Raw genomic sequence first — 22,010 nt, forward strand, 5'->3', positions numbered from 1 at the left:
TCTTCTTATTTGCTTCTGCGTGCGGCTTGTTGCACTGGGTCCCATACCCCGTTGAAAGGTGGCGCATACGATAAATCTAAATCCATTAAGTCATCGATAGACATTTGATTGTATAACGCAGTGGCAAGAACGTCTATTCGCTTATCTACCCCGTACTCTCCAATTATTTGTCCCCCAAGTAATGTGCGATATTTCTTATGGTATAAAAGTTTAACCTTCATTCTTTTTGCATCTGGGTAATACCCAGCAATATCGTGAGCGTCTGTTACGACAAACTCGTAAGGAATATTTAGTTCTTTAGCTTCCTTTTCAGAAATACCTGTTCTTCCTAATGTTAAGTTAAAAAATTTAATGACAGATGATCCTACGATTCCTTTAAACGGCTTAGGAATTCCTAATAGGCTCAGACCTGCAATTTGTCCCTGTTTATTTGCGTGTGTGCCCAAAGGAATATGATCATCTAACGCTTTAATTCGATGATATTGCGTAGCACAATCTCCTGCTGCATATACATCTTTTATACTGGTTTGCATATAATTGTTCACCCGTATTGCCCCGTGCTGACTGAGTGAAATATCTGTTTTTTTGAGAAATGCTACGTTTGGCTTGACACCAATTGCCACTAAGACAAGATTTGTCTTGTATGACCCTTTATCAGTCGTAATGCTTTCGACAAAAGCCTTTCCTGAAAAGGATTGAACTTCTTCACCTAATTTTAAAGTTACTTGATGCTCTTTAGCCTTTTGATGGATTAGCTGTGCCATATCTTCATCAAAAATGGTAGCAAGTTGTTTATTCCGCTCGATAATGGTTACCCTTTTCCCTAACCTCACAAAGCTTTCAGCCATTTCCAAACCAATGTATCCACCACCAATAATCGTCACATGTTTAATCGTTCGATTATTCATTTCCTGGATTATTTCATTTGCGTCAGGTATGGTTTTTAAAGTGAATATTCCTGGAAGATCAGTCCCCTCCCAATCAGGCATAACAGGACTAACTCCAGTGGCAATCAATAATTTATCGTATGTAAGTTGAAATGGTTGTTGATCAATATAGTTATATCCCTCAACAATTTTCGTATCTGTATTAATATTAGAGACTTCATGTTGTACTTTGGCATCAATTCCATATTTCTCGCGGAAAGTTGTTACAGAACGGGCAATTAAGTCTTCTTTTTGAGGAATTACCCCACTAATATAATAGGGAAGACCACATTGTCCATAAGAATAAATCGTTCCTTTTTCTAATACAGTAATTTCGTGATTTTCCTTGCTGTTGCGAATGATTTGCATCGCTGCACTCATCCCGGCAGCATCGCCACCAATAATAATTATTTTCATCTTTCATTCCTCCCTTCACTAGTTTTGCTCAACAATGTGTTTTTCACACAATGATTCGTTTATTACCTACAATTAAACGATTGAACGAAGTTAATTGAGGATTAACGTTATCGTTTCTTATCCTCTTCCACCACTCGTGAATTTCTTAATTGAATACCCTTTAGTTCATTTTAAGAAACCATAATGATTGCTTGAGTAATTTATACTCATTGATGGGGCCCAGTAGCAAAACGCAAACTTGTTCACTTATATCATCAGAAATGCTAACAAACGCTAACCTTGGTTCTGATGTAAGCTATGCTCTTCCTCTTAACCACATTCTTTTACTATCTTACAAAATTGCTTGGCATTAATGTCGATACAGGGATGTCTTTATGTTTCACTTTTCATTTCCTTTTTTAGCCTGCTTCCTTATCTAAATAACAATAGATAGTTCTACGAAGAAATCCCCCCATTTAAGCAACATCCTTTATAGGGAGGCCGTTTGCCAAATTTGTTTTCTGCATTACTATTTCTTCCTTTCTAATTTTACTGATTTTCAGCCTCATCTACTTCTAACCTTCGCTGCTATCCTTCAGCTTGCTGAATGTTCTTGAATAAGGTTTCGTTCCGGAGAGATTCCTCAAATCCTTTTCTTTACTCTTTTAATCCACTCATTTGTCAGTTAAGATTTCTTCACAACCATGACTTTTTAAAGCTCTATTGCAAGTCCAACTTCTGAAGACCAGTTGATAGACAAGCTAACTATTTTCATAGAGAACCACCATTTCTAATTATTCCCAAAAATAATTGTACCATAACTTGATGCAATGGTATTAAGGAAACATAGATTTATTAACAGAGTTAATGTGAATTATTTGCAATAAAATATAGAAAACTAGATTACAAAATATTTTCTACAGAAAAAGATGACTTTCCGGACTGAACTCAATAATAAAATAATCTTCTATTTGTATATTTCATTTTCTCTTTTCGGTTATTTATCTCTCTTTATATGAATGAACAAACCCCCAAATAGCGTTAAGATTCCTCCTATAACAGAAACGGTAGTCGGTACCTCTCCAAGCCAAACCCAAGCGATCACAAATGTAAGAGCTGGTGTTAAGTAAAGGGAGCTTGTCGCCTCTGAAGCTCCTACCCGAGATGTTACATAAACTAATACAAGATAAGGAATAACCGTAGGAAAGAGACCTAAGTACAAAATGCTATAGGGAGGATCTTATTATTTCCTGACCCAGTCCCGGGAGATAGAAAAGCATAAAAAATGTACCTGCCAAATCGTATATGTAGTAAAAGCAAGAAATCCATACTTTATTAAATACCGCTTTTGAAAAACGAAGTATAAACTTTCTGAAAAGGATGCTAAGAGAATCATTCGTGAATTAGTAAAGTGTTAATAAAAAATCCTCTTCCAATAGAAAATTGGTTGAGGATTTTTGTTTACGCTTCCTGTCTGTTGATTTTTGAAGTCTTTATTATTTTCCTTAATCTTTTTATACAATTTACAATTAAACAGATTCTGGTGTTGCTATTATTGTTATTGTTCCATTTCAAGTAGGTTGAGATCAAATGATATCTTTTTCGACCATTGTCAATACAATCTGGACTGAATTCCAAGCAGCCCCTTTTAATAAATTATCTGATACAATCCAGAGGTGGAAACCATATGGATTGTCAGGGTCTTTTCGAACTCTTCCAACAAACGTTTCTGTTTTTCCGACCGCGTAAATAGGCATTGGATATAGTTGATTACTTGGAGAATCCTGCAAAACAACGCCCGGTGCCGAAGATAATACTTCTCTCATTTCATCAACAGTTGCTACTCGTTCTAATTCAATATAAACAGATTCAGAGTGCCCTGTTACAACTGGCACTCTGACACAAGTGGCAGCCATTTTTAGGTTAGAATCTTCGAATATCTTCTTGGTTTCTTGAATTATCTTTACCTCTTCAAAGGTGTAATCATTTTCAGTAAATACATCTACTTGTGGAATTACATTAAAAGCAATTGGATAATGTTTCTTATCTTTTTTTGCAGGCATTATAGAAGCGGTAGCCTCTTCACCCGCGAGTAAACTCATTGATTGATCTTTTAACTCATTGATGGCATGTATTCCAGTTCCTGATACAGCTTGATATGTAGAGACAATAATTCTTTCTAAACCAAATAATCTTCTAATTGGCTGAAGTGCTGTCACCATTTGTAAAGCAGAACAATTGGGTACTGCAATAATCCCCTTGTGTCTAATAAGAGTATGTGCATTCACTTCTGGAACAACAAGTGGGACTTCACTTGACATACGATATTCGCTAGTATTATCAATCACCACTGCGCCACTTTCGACCGCGAATCTTACTAATTGTCTGGAAACTTCTCCGCCAGCACTAAAAAATGCAATATCAACATCCTTAAAGCTTGCTTCATCCGCTTCCTTAATGATGATTTCTTGACCTTTAAAAGAAATTTTCTTACCAGCAGATCGCTTCGATGAAAGAAGAGTGATTTCGTTTATATTAAATTCAGTTATTTGCTCCAGTAAGTTAATAATTTTCTGGCCTACTGCACCAGTAGCACCTACAACAGCGATATGATAGCTCTTTTTCCTCATATTATTCTCCTCCGTTAATTAATTTTAAGAAGTGGAATAGGTCCATTTTTTTATTCCTACTTTTACTATAATGGAAGAGTTATTATTTGATAAATTGAAATATATGATATAATCATTCATAAATTATGATACTAAAAAGAGGTTTAGCTATGGAGATGAGACATGTTAAGACTTTCTGTGCTGTTGTTAAATATGGTGGATTCTCAAAAGCAGCGCGTGAATTAGATTATGCACAATCCACTGTAACAACGCATATTAAAGCTTTGGAGAACGACTTACAATCTCCACTTTTCGATCGGTTAGGGAAAAAAGTACTTTTAACAAAATCGGGGCATCATTTTCATCCTTATGCGTTAGAGTTACTTGCGATTTACGAAAAAGCACAAGAAATCCCAAAAGATAGCAACCATCCTGAAGGTACGCTTACGATTACTGCGAATGAATCTTTAGCTGTTTATCGATTACCAAATATACTACAAAAATATAAACAGATAAATCCTAAAGTGAATATTGTTCTTGAGACAGGAACAAATGAACAAGCAATTAAGAAGCTGAGAGATGGAGAAACAGATATCATTTTTTTGATTGGACAATCAATGGAGTACGATGAGCTCATTACGACTCCTTTGTTTGATGAGACCTTAGGTTGGGTTTTACCGGCTGACTTAGCTTCATGTGAAAATCCATTAAAGATATTAAAGGATTATCAGTTTATCTATACAGAGAGAAATTGTGGGTACAGATCCATGGTGGATAATTACATACGTATGAGTGGACAGATGCCTGACAGAACATTTGAAAGTTCAAGTATTGAAGTTATTAAACAATCAGTTTTGTGTGGGTTGGGCCTTGCTATTCTTCCTTATATTGTTGTGAAAGAAAATTGTAACAATAACGAACTAATCTTTAAGCCAATTGAAGCATCACAACTTATTAAAAGTAATGTGATTTATCATAAATCCAGATGGATCTCTCCAGTACTACAATCTTTTCTTAGTATATTAGAAAAGTAGAGCAATTTAATGTATGATTAAATACTATTATTTTTTCAAACATTTAGTAACGATTTATAAAGAGCCTTACTATGTATAAAATGTAGTAGGGCTCTTTAAAATCGTTAAATTAAATAACCAAAATCGACTTTTTTAATATCAAATTTGCTTAGCGTATGTTTTCCGCGTATTGCTACCAGGCCCCCTTGATTTGGATGAGACCAATGTCCTCTAAAATATAATGAACTCGTACTCAAAAAAATCAGTAATATGATAATAATTAGCCCAATCTACTTCAGAGTATGTAAAATTACTCTCATCTATAATCACTATAATTATTTTTCTTTCTATATCTAATGATTTAAACACTTCGTTCGGAGCAACTCCACTATTAATAATAACAGTATCATTCATCTACTTTGAAAATTATTGTATCTTGATCAATATTAGTTACTATAAAATTATTATGTAAACTAATCCTCCTTTAGATTGTCATGTATACAAAAAATTATTACAGTGAAGCAAATAAGGATAAATTACCGGATTAGGTGTAAATTTTGTATAATAATAAATTTTATTAGATGATAGCCCCGATAATTTTGTAATAATATCCTTTTAAAAGTATAATTATGCATCGTGATTTTCCATAAACAAAGGATTATACTTGCTTTTTTCAACATGTGTTGTAGTAATATCTTTAATATCAGTTTACAATTTACACTTATTGTAAAAAAGGGGTCAAACTGAATAAAATATATCCTCTAAAGTATTTAGTCCATTTTTATAGTATTATAGTCTAAAAGGTTTGCCGCTTACATAAAGTGGATATGTCATAAGAAAGGAGAATTTACATGAAGACGATAGAGATAAAAAGATTTTCTGTTAGTAGTGTTGTAAAAAGCACATTGTACTTATTATTTATCCCCATTATTGGGATGATTATTTTCGGATTATTTTCTTCCTTATTATTGTTTACCGAAGATGGTGTCATCGCCTTTACTGGCATTTTATTTATGCTTTTATTATCTGTATTGTATGCGGCCATTTATTTTGGCATACTTGCACTCATGACCGTTATTTATAATTGGTTAGCTGGAAAGTTTGGTGGCTTGACGATGGTAATTGAAGAGAAAGAGTAAAGAAACTAGGCTGGGATCATTTCATCCCAGCCTTACTGGTGTTTTAAGAGTTTAAATGTAGCATTTTTTTATGGTAGATTCGAATGATTGTAAAGATAATTGCTGTTACCCATATGATTGCGACAGCACTATACACAATGGGATGAATCTCTTCATTACTAATCCATGTTTGTACAATTGTTTGAATGTTAATGAGAATGATGAATCCTCCAACAAGCACCCCCATTAATTGTGGATTTAATTTCTGTACAAGCCAAGCAGCGATCGGTGCTGCAATCACCCCCCCTACCATGAGTGCTCCCACCCAAAGCCAATTTACCTCGTTCCATCCTAAAGAAATAAGAAAACCAATGGATGCAGAAAGGGCAATCGCAAATTCACTTGTGTCAACAGTCCCAACAACTTTCCTTGGGCTTACCCCTTTTTTTGAAAGCAATACTGGTGTTGTAACTGGACCCCAACCGCCACCACCTGTGGCATCAGCAAATCCGGCTATAAAACCTAAAGGAATCGATTGCTTTTTACTGAGATTGATCGATGACTTGTGGCTACTTTCCTTATATTTAAATAAAAATCGTATAAAGATAAAAACACCTAATAGTAAAAGGAAAAGGGCAATATATGGCTTAGCTAAATCACCTGGGATATTACTTAAAAATGTGGCACCTAAGAACGCACCAATGGAACCAGGGATGATTAACTTAAATACTGTTTGTTTATCTACATTGCCAAATTTAATATGTGAGATACCTGAAGCGGCAGTAGTGACAACTTCAGCAAGATGTACCGATGCGGAAGCAACGGCAGGTACAATGCCAAAAGCAAGTAAAAGCGATGTAGAAGTCACTCCGTATGCCATTCCAAGAGCACCATCAATTAACTGTGCGAATAAACCAATAAAAATAAAAAGCAATAAATTTTTCATGGGTAACACCTCTTTCGTTAAATAAAAAAAGACAAAATCTATTTTCTAGATTTTGCCTTCGGTTGACCGAACAGCAGCTATATGTAATGCTTCTAAGCTCTCTCTTTGTTGTTTATTATTTACACGGAATTCATCTGCTAGTACCTCTTGTAAATAGTCATTTTTTTCAATCTTACTTATAGGCAATTTTTTAACCAACTGCCTATATTCGGCAAGAAACGCTGTATACTCCGTCCAACTTTCATCAAATTGTTTACTTAATTGTTGTTTTAATGCTCTTGTTAACTTTGGACTACTGCCATTTGAAGTAACCGCTACTTGCAGATGCCCTCTCGTTACAGTAGCGGGGAAGATTGTATTGCCATCCGTTAATTCATCTACTACACAAACTAACTTTTGCTGGGTTAATATTTCGCCAAAATGGTTATTAATCGCTCGATTATTGGTGGCGAGAATACAAAGAAACGCATCCTCGAAATCAGCCAATTCGACCTCTCTTTCTATGCATTGAAAATGATTTTGTTGCGCTAATTTCAAGACTTCATTTGAAAATGCAGGTGCGATAAAAGTAATATTGGCTCCTTGTTCTAATAAAACTTTCGCTTTGCGTGCGGCAATCTTCCCACCTCCCGCAATGACAATTGCCTTATTACTTAAATCAATAACGAGTGGTTGCAATCTTCTGGGCCCCCTTTATTTAAATATTGCATCAATCGAAGTTGTATGTTGGAGATGCGACTTAACGGTTCAATGATGAAAGTTTGATCTCCTAAAGCTCTTTTTTGTTCGGTGAATTGCTGCAATTCATCTAGTAATAACCCTGAAAATAATAAGTAAGGGATAATAATTACTCTATTATTTGTACGATTCTGTGATAAATGGTAGCCCTCTTCAAGTCGAGGAGTGGCTGCAGCAAGAAAGCAGGAGGTTACGTTATTCACAGCTAACCTTTCCTTTAACCCAGTTGTAACTAAGTGGAAATCCTTATAAATGTTCATATCGCTACTTCCACGTCCTACTACAAGTAAATGATCTGTTTCGGTAATGGGAGAATATTTTTCGTTTATTAAATCAGTTATTCCGTCTAAAATATAGCTCTGGACGCCAAAAGGTGGATGCAAATTGATTTTAATAGCTGAAAAGCGCTTCTTCAATAATAGTAGAAGGCCAGGAATATCCTTCTTGTAATGCCCTCCTTTTAATAAAAGTAACGGAATGACATCAATTTCCCGTGCTCCTTGATGAACACAAGCTTCTATTCCTTGCTCAATCGTTGGGGCACATATTTCTAAATAGGACCATTCTTGTATAGGGACATTTACTTGTTTCATGATGGTCTGCAAAAAACCTTCTACTTCCCGTATCCCTTTTTTTGACCTTGTGCCGTGAGCAATATAAAGGATGGCTTTCATTCGCTATGTACCTTCTGAAGGGCTGAGCCATTTTCAATATACCAGTTCAGTTCGTCTCGTAGTTTAACGACCTCCCCAATAATAATCATACTTGGATTGATGATTGCTTCTTCTTCCGCTAAGTTTACAATCGATTTTAAATTTCCAGTTATCGTCCGTTGTTTTAATGTTGTTCCCCACTCCACAATAGCAATTGGGGTATCACTATTTTTTCCGCTTTTAATAAGATGATCGACAATGACAGGCAATTGTGAAACACCCATATATATACAAAGTGTATCAACCCCATGTGCTAAGTGATGCCATTTTTGGTCAGCAACTGAGTCACCCGCTTGATGACCGGTAATAAATGCAAAGCTTTGACTGATTTGCCGATGGGTGACAGGAATGCCGGCATAGCTCGCAGCGCCAATGCCAGCAGTAATCCCAGGAATCACTTCAAATGGAACACGATGTTTCACACATTCAAGGGCCTCTTCTCCTCCACGACCAAACACGAAGGGGTCCCCACCTTTTAGGCGAACAACTGCTAATCCTTTTTTTGCATATTTCACGAGGAAATTGTTGATCGTTACTTGTTTCATCGTATGATAATGAGGAAGCTTCCCACAATAAATCAATTGTGCCTCTTCTCTCGCAAATGATAAAATTTCCTGATTGACTAGTCGGTCATATAAAATTACATCCGCTTGCTGAATTTTTTTTATTGCTTTTAATGTAAGTAATTCAGGATCACCACAGCCTGCACCAACAAGGTAAACATAACCCTTCATTTATCCGCCTCCATTATTCATCTAATATAAAACCGATTTTTTTCGTTATTCGTTTCTTTTCTCTTAACGTGACCTCGTCTATTTCTGGCAATTTTAAATAATATTTTTCTAGTTCAATATCTAATTGGGTAAATGCTTCATCATCAGAATCAGCTACAATGACTGCTGGAATTTCCTTATTTACCAATGACAATTCAAACCTATATAGAAAGGCCATCTTTATGATTCTCCAATACAATATTTAGTTGATCTTGCAAAGATTGTGTGCCATTTCTTTGTACAAAAGTATAAAAGTTCTCACCTGCCATTTTTTCTTTATTAAAAAAATGTAGTAGATGTTCAAGTGTATCTGTGAGGAAGTTGGCTGGTACTTTTCCTTTTAACTTTTTGTTAAACTCTCCGCCAGATTCTAACGTTCCTCCAACATACACTTCATAAGCTTCTTCCATTTCCTTATTCTTGTTTCGTACCATCACACCTTGTAAACCGATATCGGCTATTTGCCGTTGACCGCAGGAATTCGGACAACCGATCATATGCATGCGTACCGGAACATCAACAGTTAAGCGACGATCGAGTTCTTCTGCAATTTGGCGCATTCTTTCCTTTGTCTCAACTAAGGCTAAGTTACAAAATTGGATACCTGTGCAAGAAACGGAATGTCCGATGAAAGAATTCGGATTCACTGTAATTCTATTAAAAATGGGCTCGGCTAGTAGCGATTCTACATGTTCTTCTGGGATATGGGGAATAATCAAGTTCTGTGAATTACATGTTCTAATTTCACCTTGACCATATTGATCAGAGATTCGAACAAGTTCAAATACTTCATCAGCTGTTAAACGGCCGACAGGTACATTAAAACCGATGAACTTAAGCCCTGATTGTTTCTGATCATGGACGCCATAGAAATACCCTGCATTCCATTTCTTCACGGGTTCAACTCCTTTAGAAGGCAATTGCCCTGTATATTCTTCAAGTTTTTCTTTAAATTTCTCTACACCCCAGTCAGCAATTAAAAACTTTAATCTAGCACGATGACGTTTATCTCGATAACCGTAATCTCTAAATATTGTCGTTACGGCAATAGCAATCTGCAACACTTGCTCTTTTTCTACAAATATATCAACGGTTTCTGCCAGAAAAGGCTTAGCAGATAGGCCTCCCCCTACTTTTAAATGAAAGCCTTGTTTTACTTCACCATCAATGTTTTTTTCAGCCGGTGTAAAAGAGACACAGTTAATTTCTGCATTAGCGGCGTTGTGTAAGTTTGTACTGATAGACATCTTATATTTTCTTGGTAAATTCGAAAATTCCTCATTAAATTGAAAATACTCATACACTTCTTTGACAATATCTCTCGTATCAAATAATTCGTCAGGGTCGATGCCTGCAATCGGATTTCCGACTATATTCCTCGTTATATCCCCACATGCACCAGCACTGGAAAGGCCAACACTTTCTAGTCTTGTAAAAATATCAGGGATTTCCTCAATTGTTAACCAGTGAAATTGAATCGCTTGTCGCGTCGTAATGTCGAAAATCCCGCGACCATAATCTTTGGCAATACCAGCAAGAATATTCGCTTGTTCCTTCGTTAAAATTCCTGAAGGTACATTTACGCGCATCATAAAATAACCTGCTTCTTTAGGCTTTTGCAAATACAAGCCTGCCCATTTGAAAAGATCCCATTGGTCTTTAGGAATAGACGAGAAGCCATTCTTTGCATAATGTGGAATGTCTTCATAAATTTTCAGTCCATCTTTTTCGAGTTTAGCTATTTCGCTTTTGTTTAGTTTTTCATTATTTGACCAATGCTTTGTATAAGCCATTGCCTACAACTCCTTAATGATTTGTTGTTGTTGCAAAAACGATAGTATTTCAGTTATTGCTTCCTCAACTGATAACCGGTCGGACCTAATAGTTAAATCCGGATGTTTAGGAGGCTCATAAGGTGAATCGATTCCGGTGAAGTTTTTTATTTCACCTCTTCGCGCTTTCTCGTATAATTTCTTCGGGTCTCTTTTCTCACATTCTGCTAACGGGCAGTCAATAAATATTTCAAAAAATTCATTGGAAGCAAACTGTTCACGTACACAATCACGGTCTGCAGAAAATGGTGAGATGAATGCCGTAACAACAATTGTTCCACTATCAACAAACAGTTTAGCTACTTCCCCAATACGGAGGATATTTTCTGTACGATCTTTTTCAGTAAAGCCTAAGTCTGCATTTAGACCATGTCTGATATTATCTCCATCAAGCACATATTCCTTTATGCCCTTCTCAAATAGTTTGGCTGATAAGGCATTCGCTAAAGTTGATTTACCAGAACCTGATAATCCTGTAAACCATAATGTGCAACTGCTATGTTGCTGTTTACTACGGCGCTCGTCTTTTGTAATCACGGCATCATGCCAAGTAAGGTTACGATTCGTCATATTCATTCACCCTCTCGTAACCGTTGCATCTGACTTTAATCCGTTAATCAATACATCAATCACTTCTTTACGACTAAATGTGGAAGGTGGCTGTTCACCCTTACTTAATAGCTCTCGTACTTTTGTACCAGATAAAATTACACGATCTTCCATTTCATGAGGACAAGTTTTATCTGAAGCCATTCCCTCGCAACGGTGACAATAGAAACTATGTTCAAAGAACAACGGTGTAATACCCAGCTCTTCTTTCGTAAAGTTGTGGAAAATTTCTTGGGCATCGTATGTACCATAATAATTGCCAACACCAGCATGGTCTCGCCCAACAATAAAATGTGTACACCCGAAGTTTTTTCTAGCGATAGCGTGAAAGATGGCTTCCCTCGGCCCAGCATATCTCATTGCTGCTGGGTATACACCGAGGTGAACACGTTCACGAGGGAAATATTCTTTTAAAAGAATGCGATAACTTTCTAAACGAATAGTTGCCGGGATATCATCTGCTTTCGTTTCACCGACTAAAGGGTTCACAAATAAGCCATCGACAGTCTCAAGGGCGGCCTTTTGAATATACTCATGGGCACGATGAATCGGGTTACGTGTTTGAAAGCCAACAATCGATTGCCAACCTTTTTCTACAAACAAAGCCCTAGTGTCTTTTGGCTCTAACCAAACATCTGTAAAGTCTTTTTTCTCAGGTTTTCTTATAAGGGTGATCTCACCAGCTACGTAATGATTGCCTCTTTCAAAAAGTCGTTTCACACCTGGATGCGCATGGTCGTTAGTTTGATAAACATGATGTGCCTCTATCTCTAAATCTGGTCTAAACCATTCCGACACTGTGATGACTCCATAAGTTGTATTCTCGAAATCCAAGCGATATTGTTCCCCTTTATCGAGTTGTTCTGCAACCGATAGATCAACAGGTAATGTAATGGGAAGTGACCAAACCGTGCCATCACTTAATCTCATTTTTTTCACGACAGATTCATAATCTTCTTTGCCTAAGAAACCGGTTAGTGGGCTAAATAGGCCAATAGCAATCAACTCTAAATCACTTAATGCAATTCGGTCGATTGCGATTGTTTTTGTCACTTTAGCTAGATCGAATTGTGGTTCATATTTTTGAATTAATGTTCCTCCATGTGGACTAGGTAAGCTCATTTGTTTACTCCTTTTAAGAATTAGTATGCAAGCCGCATTCTGTTTTCGTTAAGCCTTGCCAACGACCCGCGCGGGAATCAGCGTCTTCATTTGTTGGTTGCGTGCAAGGAAAACACCCAATACTCGGATAGTTCACATCATGTAAAGCATTATAGGGTAATTGTTTTTCTTTGATATAATCCCAGACATCTTTCGTCCGCCAATGAATAAGTGGACAAATTTTGATGTTTGTGAATTTCTCATCCTTGTTCACAAAATTAGTATACTTTCTTGTGGGTGACTGTTCGCGCCTAAGACCTGAAATCCACGCTTTTTTTCCCACCATTGCTTCTTGTAAAGGTAGTATTTTACGTATTTGACAGCATTGATTCGGATCTTTTTTCCACAATGCCGACTCGTAACGAGCGGCTTGTTCATCTAATGTTAAATGAGGTTTTTTCATTTCAACTTGAAGCGCTGGAAAACGTTTTTTTATATCTTCAATCACTTGATAAGTTTCAGGAAAGTGTAAATCCGTATCAAGAAAAACCAACTTAGCCTCTCTTTTGATTTGCGTAATTAAGTCGATAAGGACGATGGCTTCGGCACCAAAACTAGAAGCATACACAATTTCATCCTCGTTGTACGTGTGATAGGCCCACTCTAGAACAGACAAAGCGCCTTTCGAGTGATCATCGGTAGTAAAGCTTGCAGAAATATCCTGCCAGTTCTCATAAGTAATCGCCTGTTGCATTTCATCCCTCCTTTTCCGATAAAAAAAGACGGCATTTCCCCATTGAAGGAAAATGTCCGCCTTTAGTTGTCTAATCAGCGAATGACTATTATTTTTTAAGAATCACCTCTTATACAAAAAACACCTTTTCAATAAGAAAAGGTGTGAGATAACGATTCATGACACCTTATCTTTCAAAATGAATCAACATTTTGCTGGAATTAGCACCTTGCATTAAGCAGGTTGCCGGGTTTCATCGGGCCAGTCCCTCCACCTCTCTGGATAAGAAAATATTGGATAAGATAAATCCTAACATACTATCAATAAAAGTCAATACAAAAATCTAATTTTTATGATTTGTCAGAATTATTTAATTGAAACTCATGAATATACATAAACGTTAAGAAAAAGTTAATTTCTTCTGAGAGCGCTTCTCAAATATCCTCATAAAAGAAATAACGTTTTATAAAGGATGTAACTGCCGTTAATAATTAGTTAAAGATATAGTAAAAAACATGGTATGAGCTTCTCTTTTGATGGTCTCAATTGTTCTTTGAAATTAAAATCGAAAATAATCATATTAGGAGAATTATATACTGCATTTACAACTAAAAGATTTCCTCCAAAAGCTGCCCTTGAAAAATTAAAGACATAATACTTCTCACTTAGCTAAAAGTAAAATTCAATCTATCTTCATTCTCTTAAAGGAGGATTAATAAGAATAGAAGTTTTATCCCAACTTTTCTTGGGTTTTTGGAGCTAGGTGTAAGTCAGAACATTTACCAGCCTTCAAAATAAAGCTATCAGAATATTCAGGATATTTAATCTCTATTTTTTTTCCTAGCTTAATGACTTTATCCAAATCTACACCTGTTGAAATACCCATCTCTTCAAAACCATGAATAAGGTCTTCAGAGGAGATATTTCCAGTGGCGTTTGGTGCATAAGGGCAGCCACCTAGTCCAGCAATCGAGCTATCAAAATCCCGAACACCCATTTCATAGCCTGCTACGGCATTGGCAAAAGCCATACCTCTCGTATTATGCAAATGTAAGGATAAGGATAATTCTGGGAATTTACTAGTGAGATGCCCAATAATGCGCTTAACTTTTACCGGATTCGCCATCCCTGTTGTATCAGCTAACGATAACTGGTATATTCCCATATCTATATATCTTTTGCAAATCTCTTCAATTCTTACCAAAGGTACATCCCCTTCGTAAGGACATCCAAATATGACAGAAATGCTGCCTGATACACCCATAGAAGCTTCTGTTGCGCGTTTTACTAGAGGTTCAAAACCTTTCATTGCATCGAACGTTTTGCTATTAGCGTTACTGATACTGTGGGAATCTGTTGCTGAAAGCATTAGTTTTACTTTATCTACTTCTGCTTCAATCGCTCTTTCTAATCCTCGTAAATTCGGGACAAGCGCACGTAGTTTTACCCCTTGCTTGCGCTTTATTTTTTGCAGTACTTCAGCAGCGTCCGACAGCTGAGGAATTGCTTTTGGGTGAACAAAAGATGTGACCTCAATTTGCTTGAAACCGCAGCTAATCATTGAATTAATCAATTCGACCTTTTCTTCTGTAGGAATGATTTCTGCCAGACTTTGAAAGCCATCGCGGGGGCAAACTTCAGAAATAATGACCTCTTCTTTCAAATTCATGTTTTTCCCTCCTTAGATTACGTTATTTTCTTTTAAAATCTCAATTTCTTCATGATTATAATTAAGAATGCCAGAAAGGATTTCCTCATTGTTCTCTCCCAAATCTGGGCCTACATTTCGAACAGCCCCAGGTGTCTCAGAGAATTTAGGGATGATACCAGGCATTTTTATTTTTCCTAGACGAGGGTGGTCAACCTCTATGATATTTTGTCGTTCTTTATAGTGAGTGTCTTCGAAGATATCTTTAATACTATATATTGGACTAATTGGGACCCCATAGTCATCTAGCAGATTCTGCAATTCTTCTCTATTAAATTGTTTCACCCAATCGGCAACAATTCCGTTTGTTTCCTCAAATCGGCTAAGGCGGGCGGCATTATTATGATATCGCTCATCTTCAAGCATATCTTCCCTGCCCATTGCAGCTGCTAAACGTTCAAATGTACGATCAGAGCTAGTGACAAGAGACATCCAGTGACCATCTTTTGTTTGAAATGTTCCTGCCGGACTGGAGTGTCCGCTCAAACCTGGCGTACGCTCTTTCACGATTTGCTTTTGATCATATTCCGCAATAAGAAATTCCATCATTCTAAACATAGATTCATATAATCCGATATCAATATATTGTCCTTCCCCTTGTTCTGCTGTATCACGATGATATAGACCTGTAACCGTTGCAAAAGCAACGTAAATACCCGTCACATAATCTGTTAATGAAAAAGACGGACTAATGGGAGGTCGATCCGTGTATCCATGTAAATAAGTAAATCCACTATAGGCAGTCGCTGGTGTACCAAATCCTGCTTTGCTGGCATTTGGACCTGTCTGACCATACCCTGTAACCCTTGTCATGATTAAGTTCGGATTCTCTTTCTTTAAATTTTCGTATCCAACCCCCCATTTTTCCAACGTTCCTGGTCTGAAGTTTTCTATTACTACATCTGACACTCTAACAAGCTTTCTTAAAATTTCTTTCCCTTCTTCTTTATGCAAATCTAAAGTAAGTGATTTTTTATTTCTTGCTAAAGCTGGCCACCTTAATGGTTCATCCTCACGAAAAGGACCCATGCCTCTTAATGTATCCCCTTTACCGGGAATCTCTACTTTAATAACCTCAGCTCCAAAATCCCCTAGTAATGTAGCGCCAAAAGGTGCCGCAATCATTGTAGACAAATCTAACACTCTCTTACCAGTTAGAGGGCCATATTTCTGTTTATTATTCATTACTTTTAACCTCTCTTCTGTTTAAAAAATATACTCTTATTTCAACTCCAACAAAACAAATAGTTTCTCAATATTTGTTTCCGTTTCTAAATGAGTAATAAAATCAATTATTTTATCCTGTTGATTGCTGCTGTAGACGGCAGATGTCAAGGTCTTAAATTTTTCTATCAATTCGCTTTCAGATAGTTTTTTACCCGGCCCGCCCTTTGCAATGTCTACACGTTCGCTATATATATTTCCATATGAATCTATAATTTCCACTCGAGCGGGCATTTGAAGAGGATAGTCCTTTTCGAGCTCAGCAGAATATTGAACAAACACCTTTTTAGCGAACTCTTTTATCTCTTTATCCTTGTGTAGCTGATCTATGAAAACAGATTGATTCGCTTTTTGATGATAGAGCTGTACAGCAATAGCAAAAGGTATGCTAAACTTCGATGACAGTATATTTTCATAATCCTGATGTAATAAAGAGGATGCTCTTGCATAGGTAAATACGTTTATTTTTTCTATCTGATCTGGACCAAGTTGCTGTTTGTCAAGAATAGACTTAAAGGCATCAATAGGTGAATGCACATAACGACAAAAAGCATAGGGTTTAAAATAATTGAGTTCAATATCCCAGGGCACATTCTTACCCCTCTCTAAATCAGTCCAATTAAATCCACTGCCGAGAATAGTGGAAAACACAGTTGAAACATTATTTTTCGGCGCCAAATGATTGGTACGGGCAAATATCACACTCTTCATTCCCATTTCAATCGCATGGCCAGCGTAAATATTTCTAATTAATTTACCTTCTAATGCCGATGTCCATAAGGTTGGCAATGAGAAGCTAGCGCTTAGGTTCACACCTTCTTGAAATGTTGCTTCATCTGCTCCATCAATCATGAGTGCAGTTGCTGCAGCCCCCATTACTCCCCATGTACCATGAGCATGTGCTTCTGGTAATAGAGTAGTCGCTCTACCAAATCTTGAGCAGTATTCATAGCTTTTAATAATCATACTAATCAGTTCTTGTCCAGAAACATTTTTGCTTCTCTGAAGCATCGTGAGAATAACAGGAATCACATGAGCCGCAGGGTGGCCTTTACTATATTGGTTTCCTTCATCCATCTCTGTAGCCACACATGCCGTACCATGTACAAGTCCAGTACTATACATATCTGCATGGAGGGTAGTACCAAGCAGCTGATAGCTACCCGTTCCAGAAAATTGCTTAGCTAATTCGAGCGTATCTTGTTGCTGCATGCCAGCAATCAAAGCTCCTAATGTATCTAACAAGATCCATTTAGCTGAATCAATTGTTTCTTCATTAAAGTCTGACCAAACTGCATCATATATTGCTGAAGCTTTCTTGATCAATCGGCCTTCTCCCCCTTCTCTTATTCAAAATAACCTAGGTTGTTGCTGATTTGTCTAGCTCCCTCCTTTATTTTTGCAATCAATTCCTCCTCATGTTCTGGCGTAAGTCTCTGGATAGGACCTGCAATCGTTAAGCTTGCGACCATCTCTTTGTTTTGATCAAATATAGGTGCAGCAATAGCAAAGCTCCCAGGAACCCTTTCACCTTTCGTAACACAGAAACCACGTTGATTGATTTGATTGAGTTCTTCTCGTAGTGCTTGAATAGGGATAAGACTGTTTTGCATAGCTAGATTATCGAGTGTTTTTTCTCTGTCGGTTTCCTTCTCGAATGCAATCAATACCTTACCTGAAGCACCTAAATGAAGTGGCTTTCGTTCTCCAATTCTTACAAAGTTTCGGACATCCTGAGGACTATCAACCTTTTCTACGCATACTCGATTAAGGTCGTCCTTAATATTAAGTTCTACTGTTTCGCTTGTTTCTTCTACCATTTTTTTCATTATCGGTATGGCGACATGCCTAAAATCCAATTGGCTTTGAACAATGCTACCCAGCCTAAAAAAATTAACACCTAAAGAGTATCTATGAGTATCTTTGTTCCTTTCAATATAATCAAATTCTTCTAGTGCGTTGAGGATACGAAAGACGGTGCTTTTAGGGTATCCCAATTCCTCTTGTACCTCACTAATAGATAAGCTTGTTCTATTCATAGAGTACAAAGATAGTATTTTAGCCATTTTTTCAATTATTTTCATTTTGTGAACTCTCCAGTCTATCAAAAAACTATTCGGTGCAAGGGTCTTAATTGGCTAGACCTAAATAAGATTCTCTAAGTTTATTGTCCTGCAGCAAAGACTCTGCTGTACCTGACATCACTATCTCTCCATTTTCAATCACATATCCCCTATCAGACATGGATAATGCTTGATGTGCATTCTGTTCAACTAATAGGACAGTGACACCCTGTTGCTTAATTTCCTTAATAATGTCAAATACTTGTTTTGTTAATAAAGGCGATAACCCTGTAGAAGGCTCATCTAATAATAGAATCTTAGGTTGAGCCATCAGTGCTCTACCTATTGCAAGCATTTGTTGCTGGCCTCCACTGAAGCTTCCTGCCATCTGGTTTTCCCTTTCCTTTAAAATCGGAAATAGCTTAAAACAGTACTCGATATTTTTCTTCATATTTTTACGTGCCCCTGAAGAATAAGCACCTAACTCTAAGTTTTCACGTATTGTCATTTCAGTAAATAACATTCTGCCTTCTGGCACCTGTATTAATCCTTCCTTGACAATATTTTCTGGTTGCATTTTTTGTATATGCTTTCCATTGAACTCTATTTGTCCATTGGTAGTAGAAATTAATCCAGATAAGGTCCTCAACAAAGTAGTTTTCCCTGCACCGTTCGTTCCTAGTATACTGACTAATTCACCGGAGTTCACTTCAAAAGTGATATTTCTTAAAACCTGTAAATTTCCATAACCTGCATTCAGGTTCGATACTCTTAGCATCATGATACTTCCTCTCCTAAATACGCCTCTACTACAGTTGGAATTTTCATTACTTCCTGCGGGTCTCCATCAGCTATTTTTTCTCCCAGATGCATAACAGCTAGACGATCAGATAGTGCCATCACCGCAGACATAAGATGTTCAATGAAGAAGATGGAAATTCCACTGTCTCTAATATTCTTAATAAGCTCAATGAATTCATTAACCTCAGATGGATTAAGCCCTGACATTACTTCATCTAAAAAAAGAACTTCAGGGCTTGTAGCAAGAGCTCTGGCTACTTCTACTTTCTTTTGATTTGGAAAGGTTAGGTCTTTCATTCTGGAATAGGCAAGAGATGAAATACCAATTAAATCTAAGTTTTCCAAAGCTAATCTTTCTGCTTCTTTATAACTTTTTTCTCGATTAAATGCGCCAACAATGACATTTTCTAACACTGTCAGATTGCCAAAAGGCTGCACAATTTGAAATGTTCTCGCAATCCCTTCTTTACATATATGCTCCGGTTTATTTCCAATTATCTCTTTACCATTATACTTAACAGATCCTTCCTCCGGTGTGTGAAATCCACATACAGAATGGAATAAAGTTGTCTTTCCTGCTCCATTCGGACCAACCAGCCCAACAATTTCTCCTTTATTGAGCGTTAAGTTGACATTGTTTACTGCTACTAGGCCAGCAAAGCGTTTTGTCAATCCTTCAATTTTTAAAAGTTCCAACGTCTTCACTCCCATTTATGCTATTATCTTTCTTTTTCTTTGCATTTTTTTCCTTCCCAAATTTATTTTGGAACCACCCAACAATTCCTTCAGGCAAGTACAGCATGACAAGAATTAAAATGACCCCGTAAGCCATTAAATTCGCTCCGACAAAGTTTCCAAATAAAGTGGTTGTAATCTCCCCAATTGGAATAATAATGAGTGAACCTACAATAGGACCTAAAACCGTTCCTGCCCCGCCAATGATAGCCGGTAACAAAATATTAATCGATACATCATTAGAAAAAGTCGTCGCAGGCTCAATAAAGAGCATATATTGTGCATAAAATGTACCTCCTATTGCTGTTAGGCTTGCACTAATTGCAATAGCAATCATTTTATTCTTATACGTATTTACACCTAGTGATTGGGCAGCATCTTCATTTTCGCGGATGGCGACCAAGTTATAGCCCAACTTAGAACGACTAATATAATAAACTAAAACAGTGACTGCGATAGCAAATAATAGAATGATGTAATAATAAGTGGTGCGTGAGCTAAATTGAAACATAAGGGGATCTGGTTTATACGGAATAAGTACACCAAGTGTTTTATTGAAAATGTCAAAATTCTGAATAATGATTCGCAGAATTTCCGCAAATGCAAGTGTTCCGAGCGAAAAGAACACACCTCTCAATTTGAATCTGAACGACAGATATCCAATAAATAGACCAATTAAGGCTGCAATTATGGCCCCTGCAAAAAGTCCAATCCAAGGTGATACACCAAGCTTTGTGAATAATATACTTGATGTATAAGCACCTGTTCCAAAAAAAGCTGCATGCCCAAATGAAAACTGGCCCGAGTAACCGCTTAGTATATTCCATGCTTGGCTCACCAATGCATAATACAAAATGAGAATGGCAATGTGCATGTAGTACTGGTCTTTTACAACAAGTGGAAAGAACGTAAAGATAAGTAATGCTAAGATGATTAGAATAGGAGATTTTCTCATCGTGCTTTCCCTCCAAATAAACCATTAGGTTTTGCCATTAGGACAATGACAAAAATAATATAGGTCATGAGTTCTTTTAAACTACCAGGTAAAAAAGCTCCTCCTAACGCTTCAGAAATGCCAATAATGAGCCCACCTATTATTGCACCGATAAAGTTGCCCAATCCGCCAAGAACTACCACAACAAATCCCTTTAATATAAAAGTGGCACCTACTGTAGGCGAAGTATAGAAAAATGGAGTAATGAGCGAACCAGCGATTGCTGCAAGTGAAGCGCCTAATCCAAAGGCAATATAGTTTATTCGGTTCGTGTTGATTCCTGATAGCATTGCACCGTTCCGATTGATTGAAGTTGCGCGTATCGCCTTTCCAAGCATCGTTTTTTTAAGAAATAAAAACAGGCCTATGGATAATACAATCGCTGCAATAAAAGCAATTAATTTTGGGACATTTACGCCTACTTCACCTATATTAAACGTTTGAATAAAACCTTCTAATTTTACGCTGCGAAAATCAGGACTCCATAATATTAACGCAAGGTTTTCGATAACAAGCATAATTCCAAGTGTCACTAGCAATTGATTATGCTCTGGCGCATTTAACATTTTAGATAAGATTGTCTTCTGAATGATCGCTCCAATGAAAAATAAGAAGATGGCGCTTAATGGTATTGATAAGTATGGATTTAGCCCAAGAAGGCTAAACGACCAGTATGAAACATACATACCTAACATTAATAATGCCCCTTGAGCAAAATTAATAATTTTCATTACCCCAAAGATTAAGGTGAGGCCTATAGCTACCAGTCCATAAATACCTCCCATTAAAATACCGTCCACCAAGGACTGTAAAATCAAAGTGAGCATCAACTTCCCTCCTATACCTAGTGTTTTTTATAAAAGAGAACCCATTTCGTTCCCTCAATCATCCTAATTTTGAAAGTTGGGGTGGAGTTTTCCGATATATGACGCAAGCTTCCAAATGAGATAAGAGTATACAACCGGCCACAAGTACAAC

21 protein-coding genes, 1 pseudogene and 1 riboswitch are annotated in these 22,010 nt (G+C 37.0%); of the genes and pseudogenes, 2 read left to right on the plus strand and 20 right to left on the minus strand.

Translation table 11 applies throughout. From position 1 onward, the window contains the following. Positions 1 to 5: 5 nt before the first annotated feature. From MHI57_RS02820 to MHI57_RS02830, 3 genes and pseudogenes are all read right to left on the minus strand, one after another. Complete coding sequence (locus MHI57_RS02820; protein ID WP_095373304.1) at positions 6 to 1,343, minus strand: FAD-dependent oxidoreductase; 1,338 nt, start codon at positions 1,341 to 1,343, stop codon at positions 6 to 8. A 976-nt stretch (positions 1,344 to 2,319) separates the two neighbouring features. Continuing rightward, positions 2,320 to 2,718: pseudogene (locus MHI57_RS02825) on the minus strand (DMT family transporter); the annotation flags it as partial. A 190-nt stretch (positions 2,719 to 2,908) separates the two neighbouring features. Then, positions 2,909 to 3,952 carry an aspartate-semialdehyde dehydrogenase gene (locus tag MHI57_RS02830; protein WP_095373303.1) on the minus strand — a complete coding sequence of 348 codons (1,044 nt, stop codon included), beginning with the start codon at positions 3,950 to 3,952 and terminating at the stop codon, positions 2,909 to 2,911. Between the two features lie 125 nt (positions 3,953 to 4,077). Here MHI57_RS02830 and MHI57_RS02835 point away from each other — a divergent pair, with 125 nt between their 5' ends. Both MHI57_RS02835 and MHI57_RS02840 read left to right on the plus strand, forming a co-directional pair. Next, positions 4,078 to 4,965, plus strand: a complete 888-nt coding sequence (locus MHI57_RS02835; RefSeq protein WP_095373302.1) for a LysR family transcriptional regulator — start codon at positions 4,078 to 4,080, stop codon at positions 4,963 to 4,965. Positions 4,966 to 5,795: 830 nt separating this feature from the next. Then, entirely contained in the window at positions 5,796 to 6,083 is a 288-nt protein-coding gene (locus tag MHI57_RS02840) for a SoxR reducing system RseC family protein (protein ID WP_340974850.1), read from the plus strand. Positions 6,084 to 6,126: 43 nt separating this feature from the next. Here MHI57_RS02840 and MHI57_RS02845 read toward each other — a convergent pair whose 3' ends face one another. From MHI57_RS02845 to MHI57_RS02925, 17 genes are all read right to left on the minus strand, one after another. Beyond that, positions 6,127 to 7,008 (minus strand): sulfite exporter TauE/SafE family protein, encoded by an 882-nt coding sequence (locus MHI57_RS02845; RefSeq protein ID WP_095373300.1) that lies wholly within the window; start codon positions 7,006 to 7,008, stop codon positions 6,127 to 6,129. Between the two features lie 45 nt (positions 7,009 to 7,053). Then, on the minus strand, positions 7,054 to 7,686 hold the full coding sequence (locus MHI57_RS02850; RefSeq protein ID WP_322909325.1) for an NAD(P)-dependent oxidoreductase: 633 nt from the start codon (positions 7,684 to 7,686) through the stop codon (positions 7,054 to 7,056). After that, positions 7,662 to 8,420 carry a sirohydrochlorin chelatase gene (locus tag MHI57_RS02855; RefSeq protein ID WP_340974855.1) on the minus strand — a complete coding sequence of 253 codons (759 nt, stop codon included), beginning with the start codon at positions 8,418 to 8,420 and terminating at the stop codon, positions 7,662 to 7,664. Before MHI57_RS02855 ends, MHI57_RS02850 begins: the two co-directional genes overlap by 25 nt. Beyond that, a complete protein-coding gene (cobA, locus tag MHI57_RS02860) occupies positions 8,417 to 9,193 on the minus strand; it encodes a uroporphyrinogen-III C-methyltransferase (RefSeq protein ID WP_340974857.1) in 777 nt (258 codons plus the stop codon). Before cobA ends, MHI57_RS02855 begins: the two co-directional genes overlap by 4 nt. A gap of 13 nt (positions 9,194 to 9,206) precedes the next feature. Then, a complete protein-coding gene (locus tag MHI57_RS02865) occupies positions 9,207 to 9,410 on the minus strand; it encodes a DUF3906 family protein (RefSeq protein WP_095373296.1) in 204 nt (67 codons plus the stop codon). Continuing rightward, the gene (locus tag MHI57_RS02870; protein ID WP_340974859.1) at positions 9,394 to 11,025 is read right to left on the minus strand and encodes a nitrite/sulfite reductase; all 1,632 of its coding nucleotides are present in this window, start codon (positions 11,023 to 11,025) and stop codon (positions 9,394 to 9,396) included. Before MHI57_RS02870 ends, MHI57_RS02865 begins: the two co-directional genes overlap by 17 nt. Before the next feature lie 3 nt (positions 11,026 to 11,028). Further along, the gene (gene cysC, locus MHI57_RS02875; RefSeq protein ID WP_340974861.1) at positions 11,029 to 11,634 is read right to left on the minus strand and encodes an adenylyl-sulfate kinase; all 606 of its coding nucleotides are present in this window, start codon (positions 11,632 to 11,634) and stop codon (positions 11,029 to 11,031) included. A gap of 6 nt (positions 11,635 to 11,640) precedes the next feature. After that, positions 11,641 to 12,795: a sulfate adenylyltransferase gene (sat, locus tag MHI57_RS02880; RefSeq protein WP_307313974.1), complete on the minus strand. Its 1,155-nt coding sequence runs from the start codon at positions 12,793 to 12,795 to the stop codon at positions 11,641 to 11,643. A gap of 13 nt (positions 12,796 to 12,808) precedes the next feature. Continuing rightward, positions 12,809 to 13,528: a phosphoadenylyl-sulfate reductase gene (locus MHI57_RS02885; protein ID WP_328199409.1), complete on the minus strand. Its 720-nt coding sequence runs from the start codon at positions 13,526 to 13,528 to the stop codon at positions 12,809 to 12,811. A gap of 163 nt (positions 13,529 to 13,691) precedes the next feature. Beyond that, a riboswitch (SAM riboswitch) is annotated at positions 13,692 to 13,796 on the minus strand. Between the two features lie 441 nt (positions 13,797 to 14,237). Next, positions 14,238 to 15,176: a hydroxymethylglutaryl-CoA lyase gene (locus MHI57_RS02890; protein WP_322909329.1), complete on the minus strand. Its 939-nt coding sequence runs from the start codon at positions 15,174 to 15,176 to the stop codon at positions 14,238 to 14,240. A gap of 12 nt (positions 15,177 to 15,188) precedes the next feature. After that, the gene (locus MHI57_RS02895) at positions 15,189 to 16,400 is read right to left on the minus strand and encodes a CaiB/BaiF CoA transferase family protein (protein WP_307313966.1); all 1,212 of its coding nucleotides are present in this window, start codon (positions 16,398 to 16,400) and stop codon (positions 15,189 to 15,191) included. A gap of 36 nt (positions 16,401 to 16,436) precedes the next feature. Further along, positions 16,437 to 17,765, minus strand: coding sequence for an MmgE/PrpD family protein (locus MHI57_RS02900; RefSeq protein WP_322909330.1), 1,329 nt, complete (start codon positions 17,763 to 17,765; stop codon positions 16,437 to 16,439). 20 nt (positions 17,766 to 17,785) lie between these two features. Continuing rightward, positions 17,786 to 18,523, minus strand: a complete 738-nt coding sequence (locus tag MHI57_RS02905) for an IclR family transcriptional regulator (RefSeq protein WP_322909331.1) — start codon at positions 18,521 to 18,523, stop codon at positions 17,786 to 17,788. A 46-nt stretch (positions 18,524 to 18,569) separates the two neighbouring features. Further along, positions 18,570 to 19,280 (minus strand): ABC transporter ATP-binding protein, encoded by a 711-nt coding sequence (locus MHI57_RS02910; RefSeq protein ID WP_307314796.1) that lies wholly within the window; start codon positions 19,278 to 19,280, stop codon positions 18,570 to 18,572. Further along, positions 19,280 to 20,008 (minus strand): ABC transporter ATP-binding protein, encoded by a 729-nt coding sequence (locus MHI57_RS02915; RefSeq protein WP_251161613.1) that lies wholly within the window; start codon positions 20,006 to 20,008, stop codon positions 19,280 to 19,282. Before MHI57_RS02915 ends, MHI57_RS02910 begins: the two co-directional genes overlap by 1 nt. Further along, complete coding sequence (locus MHI57_RS02920; RefSeq protein WP_328199413.1) at positions 19,980 to 20,993, minus strand: branched-chain amino acid ABC transporter permease; 1,014 nt, start codon at positions 20,991 to 20,993, stop codon at positions 19,980 to 19,982. Before MHI57_RS02920 ends, MHI57_RS02915 begins: the two co-directional genes overlap by 29 nt. After that, positions 20,990 to 21,859, minus strand: a complete 870-nt coding sequence (locus MHI57_RS02925; RefSeq protein WP_340974867.1) for a branched-chain amino acid ABC transporter permease — start codon at positions 21,857 to 21,859, stop codon at positions 20,990 to 20,992. Before MHI57_RS02925 ends, MHI57_RS02920 begins: the two co-directional genes overlap by 4 nt. Between the last annotated feature and the right edge of the window lie 151 nt (positions 21,860 to 22,010).

This window comes from Cytobacillus sp. FSL K6-0129 (genome assembly GCF_038007625.1).
GTDB lineage: Bacteria > Bacillota > Bacilli > Bacillales > Cytobacillaceae > Cytobacillus > Cytobacillus kochii.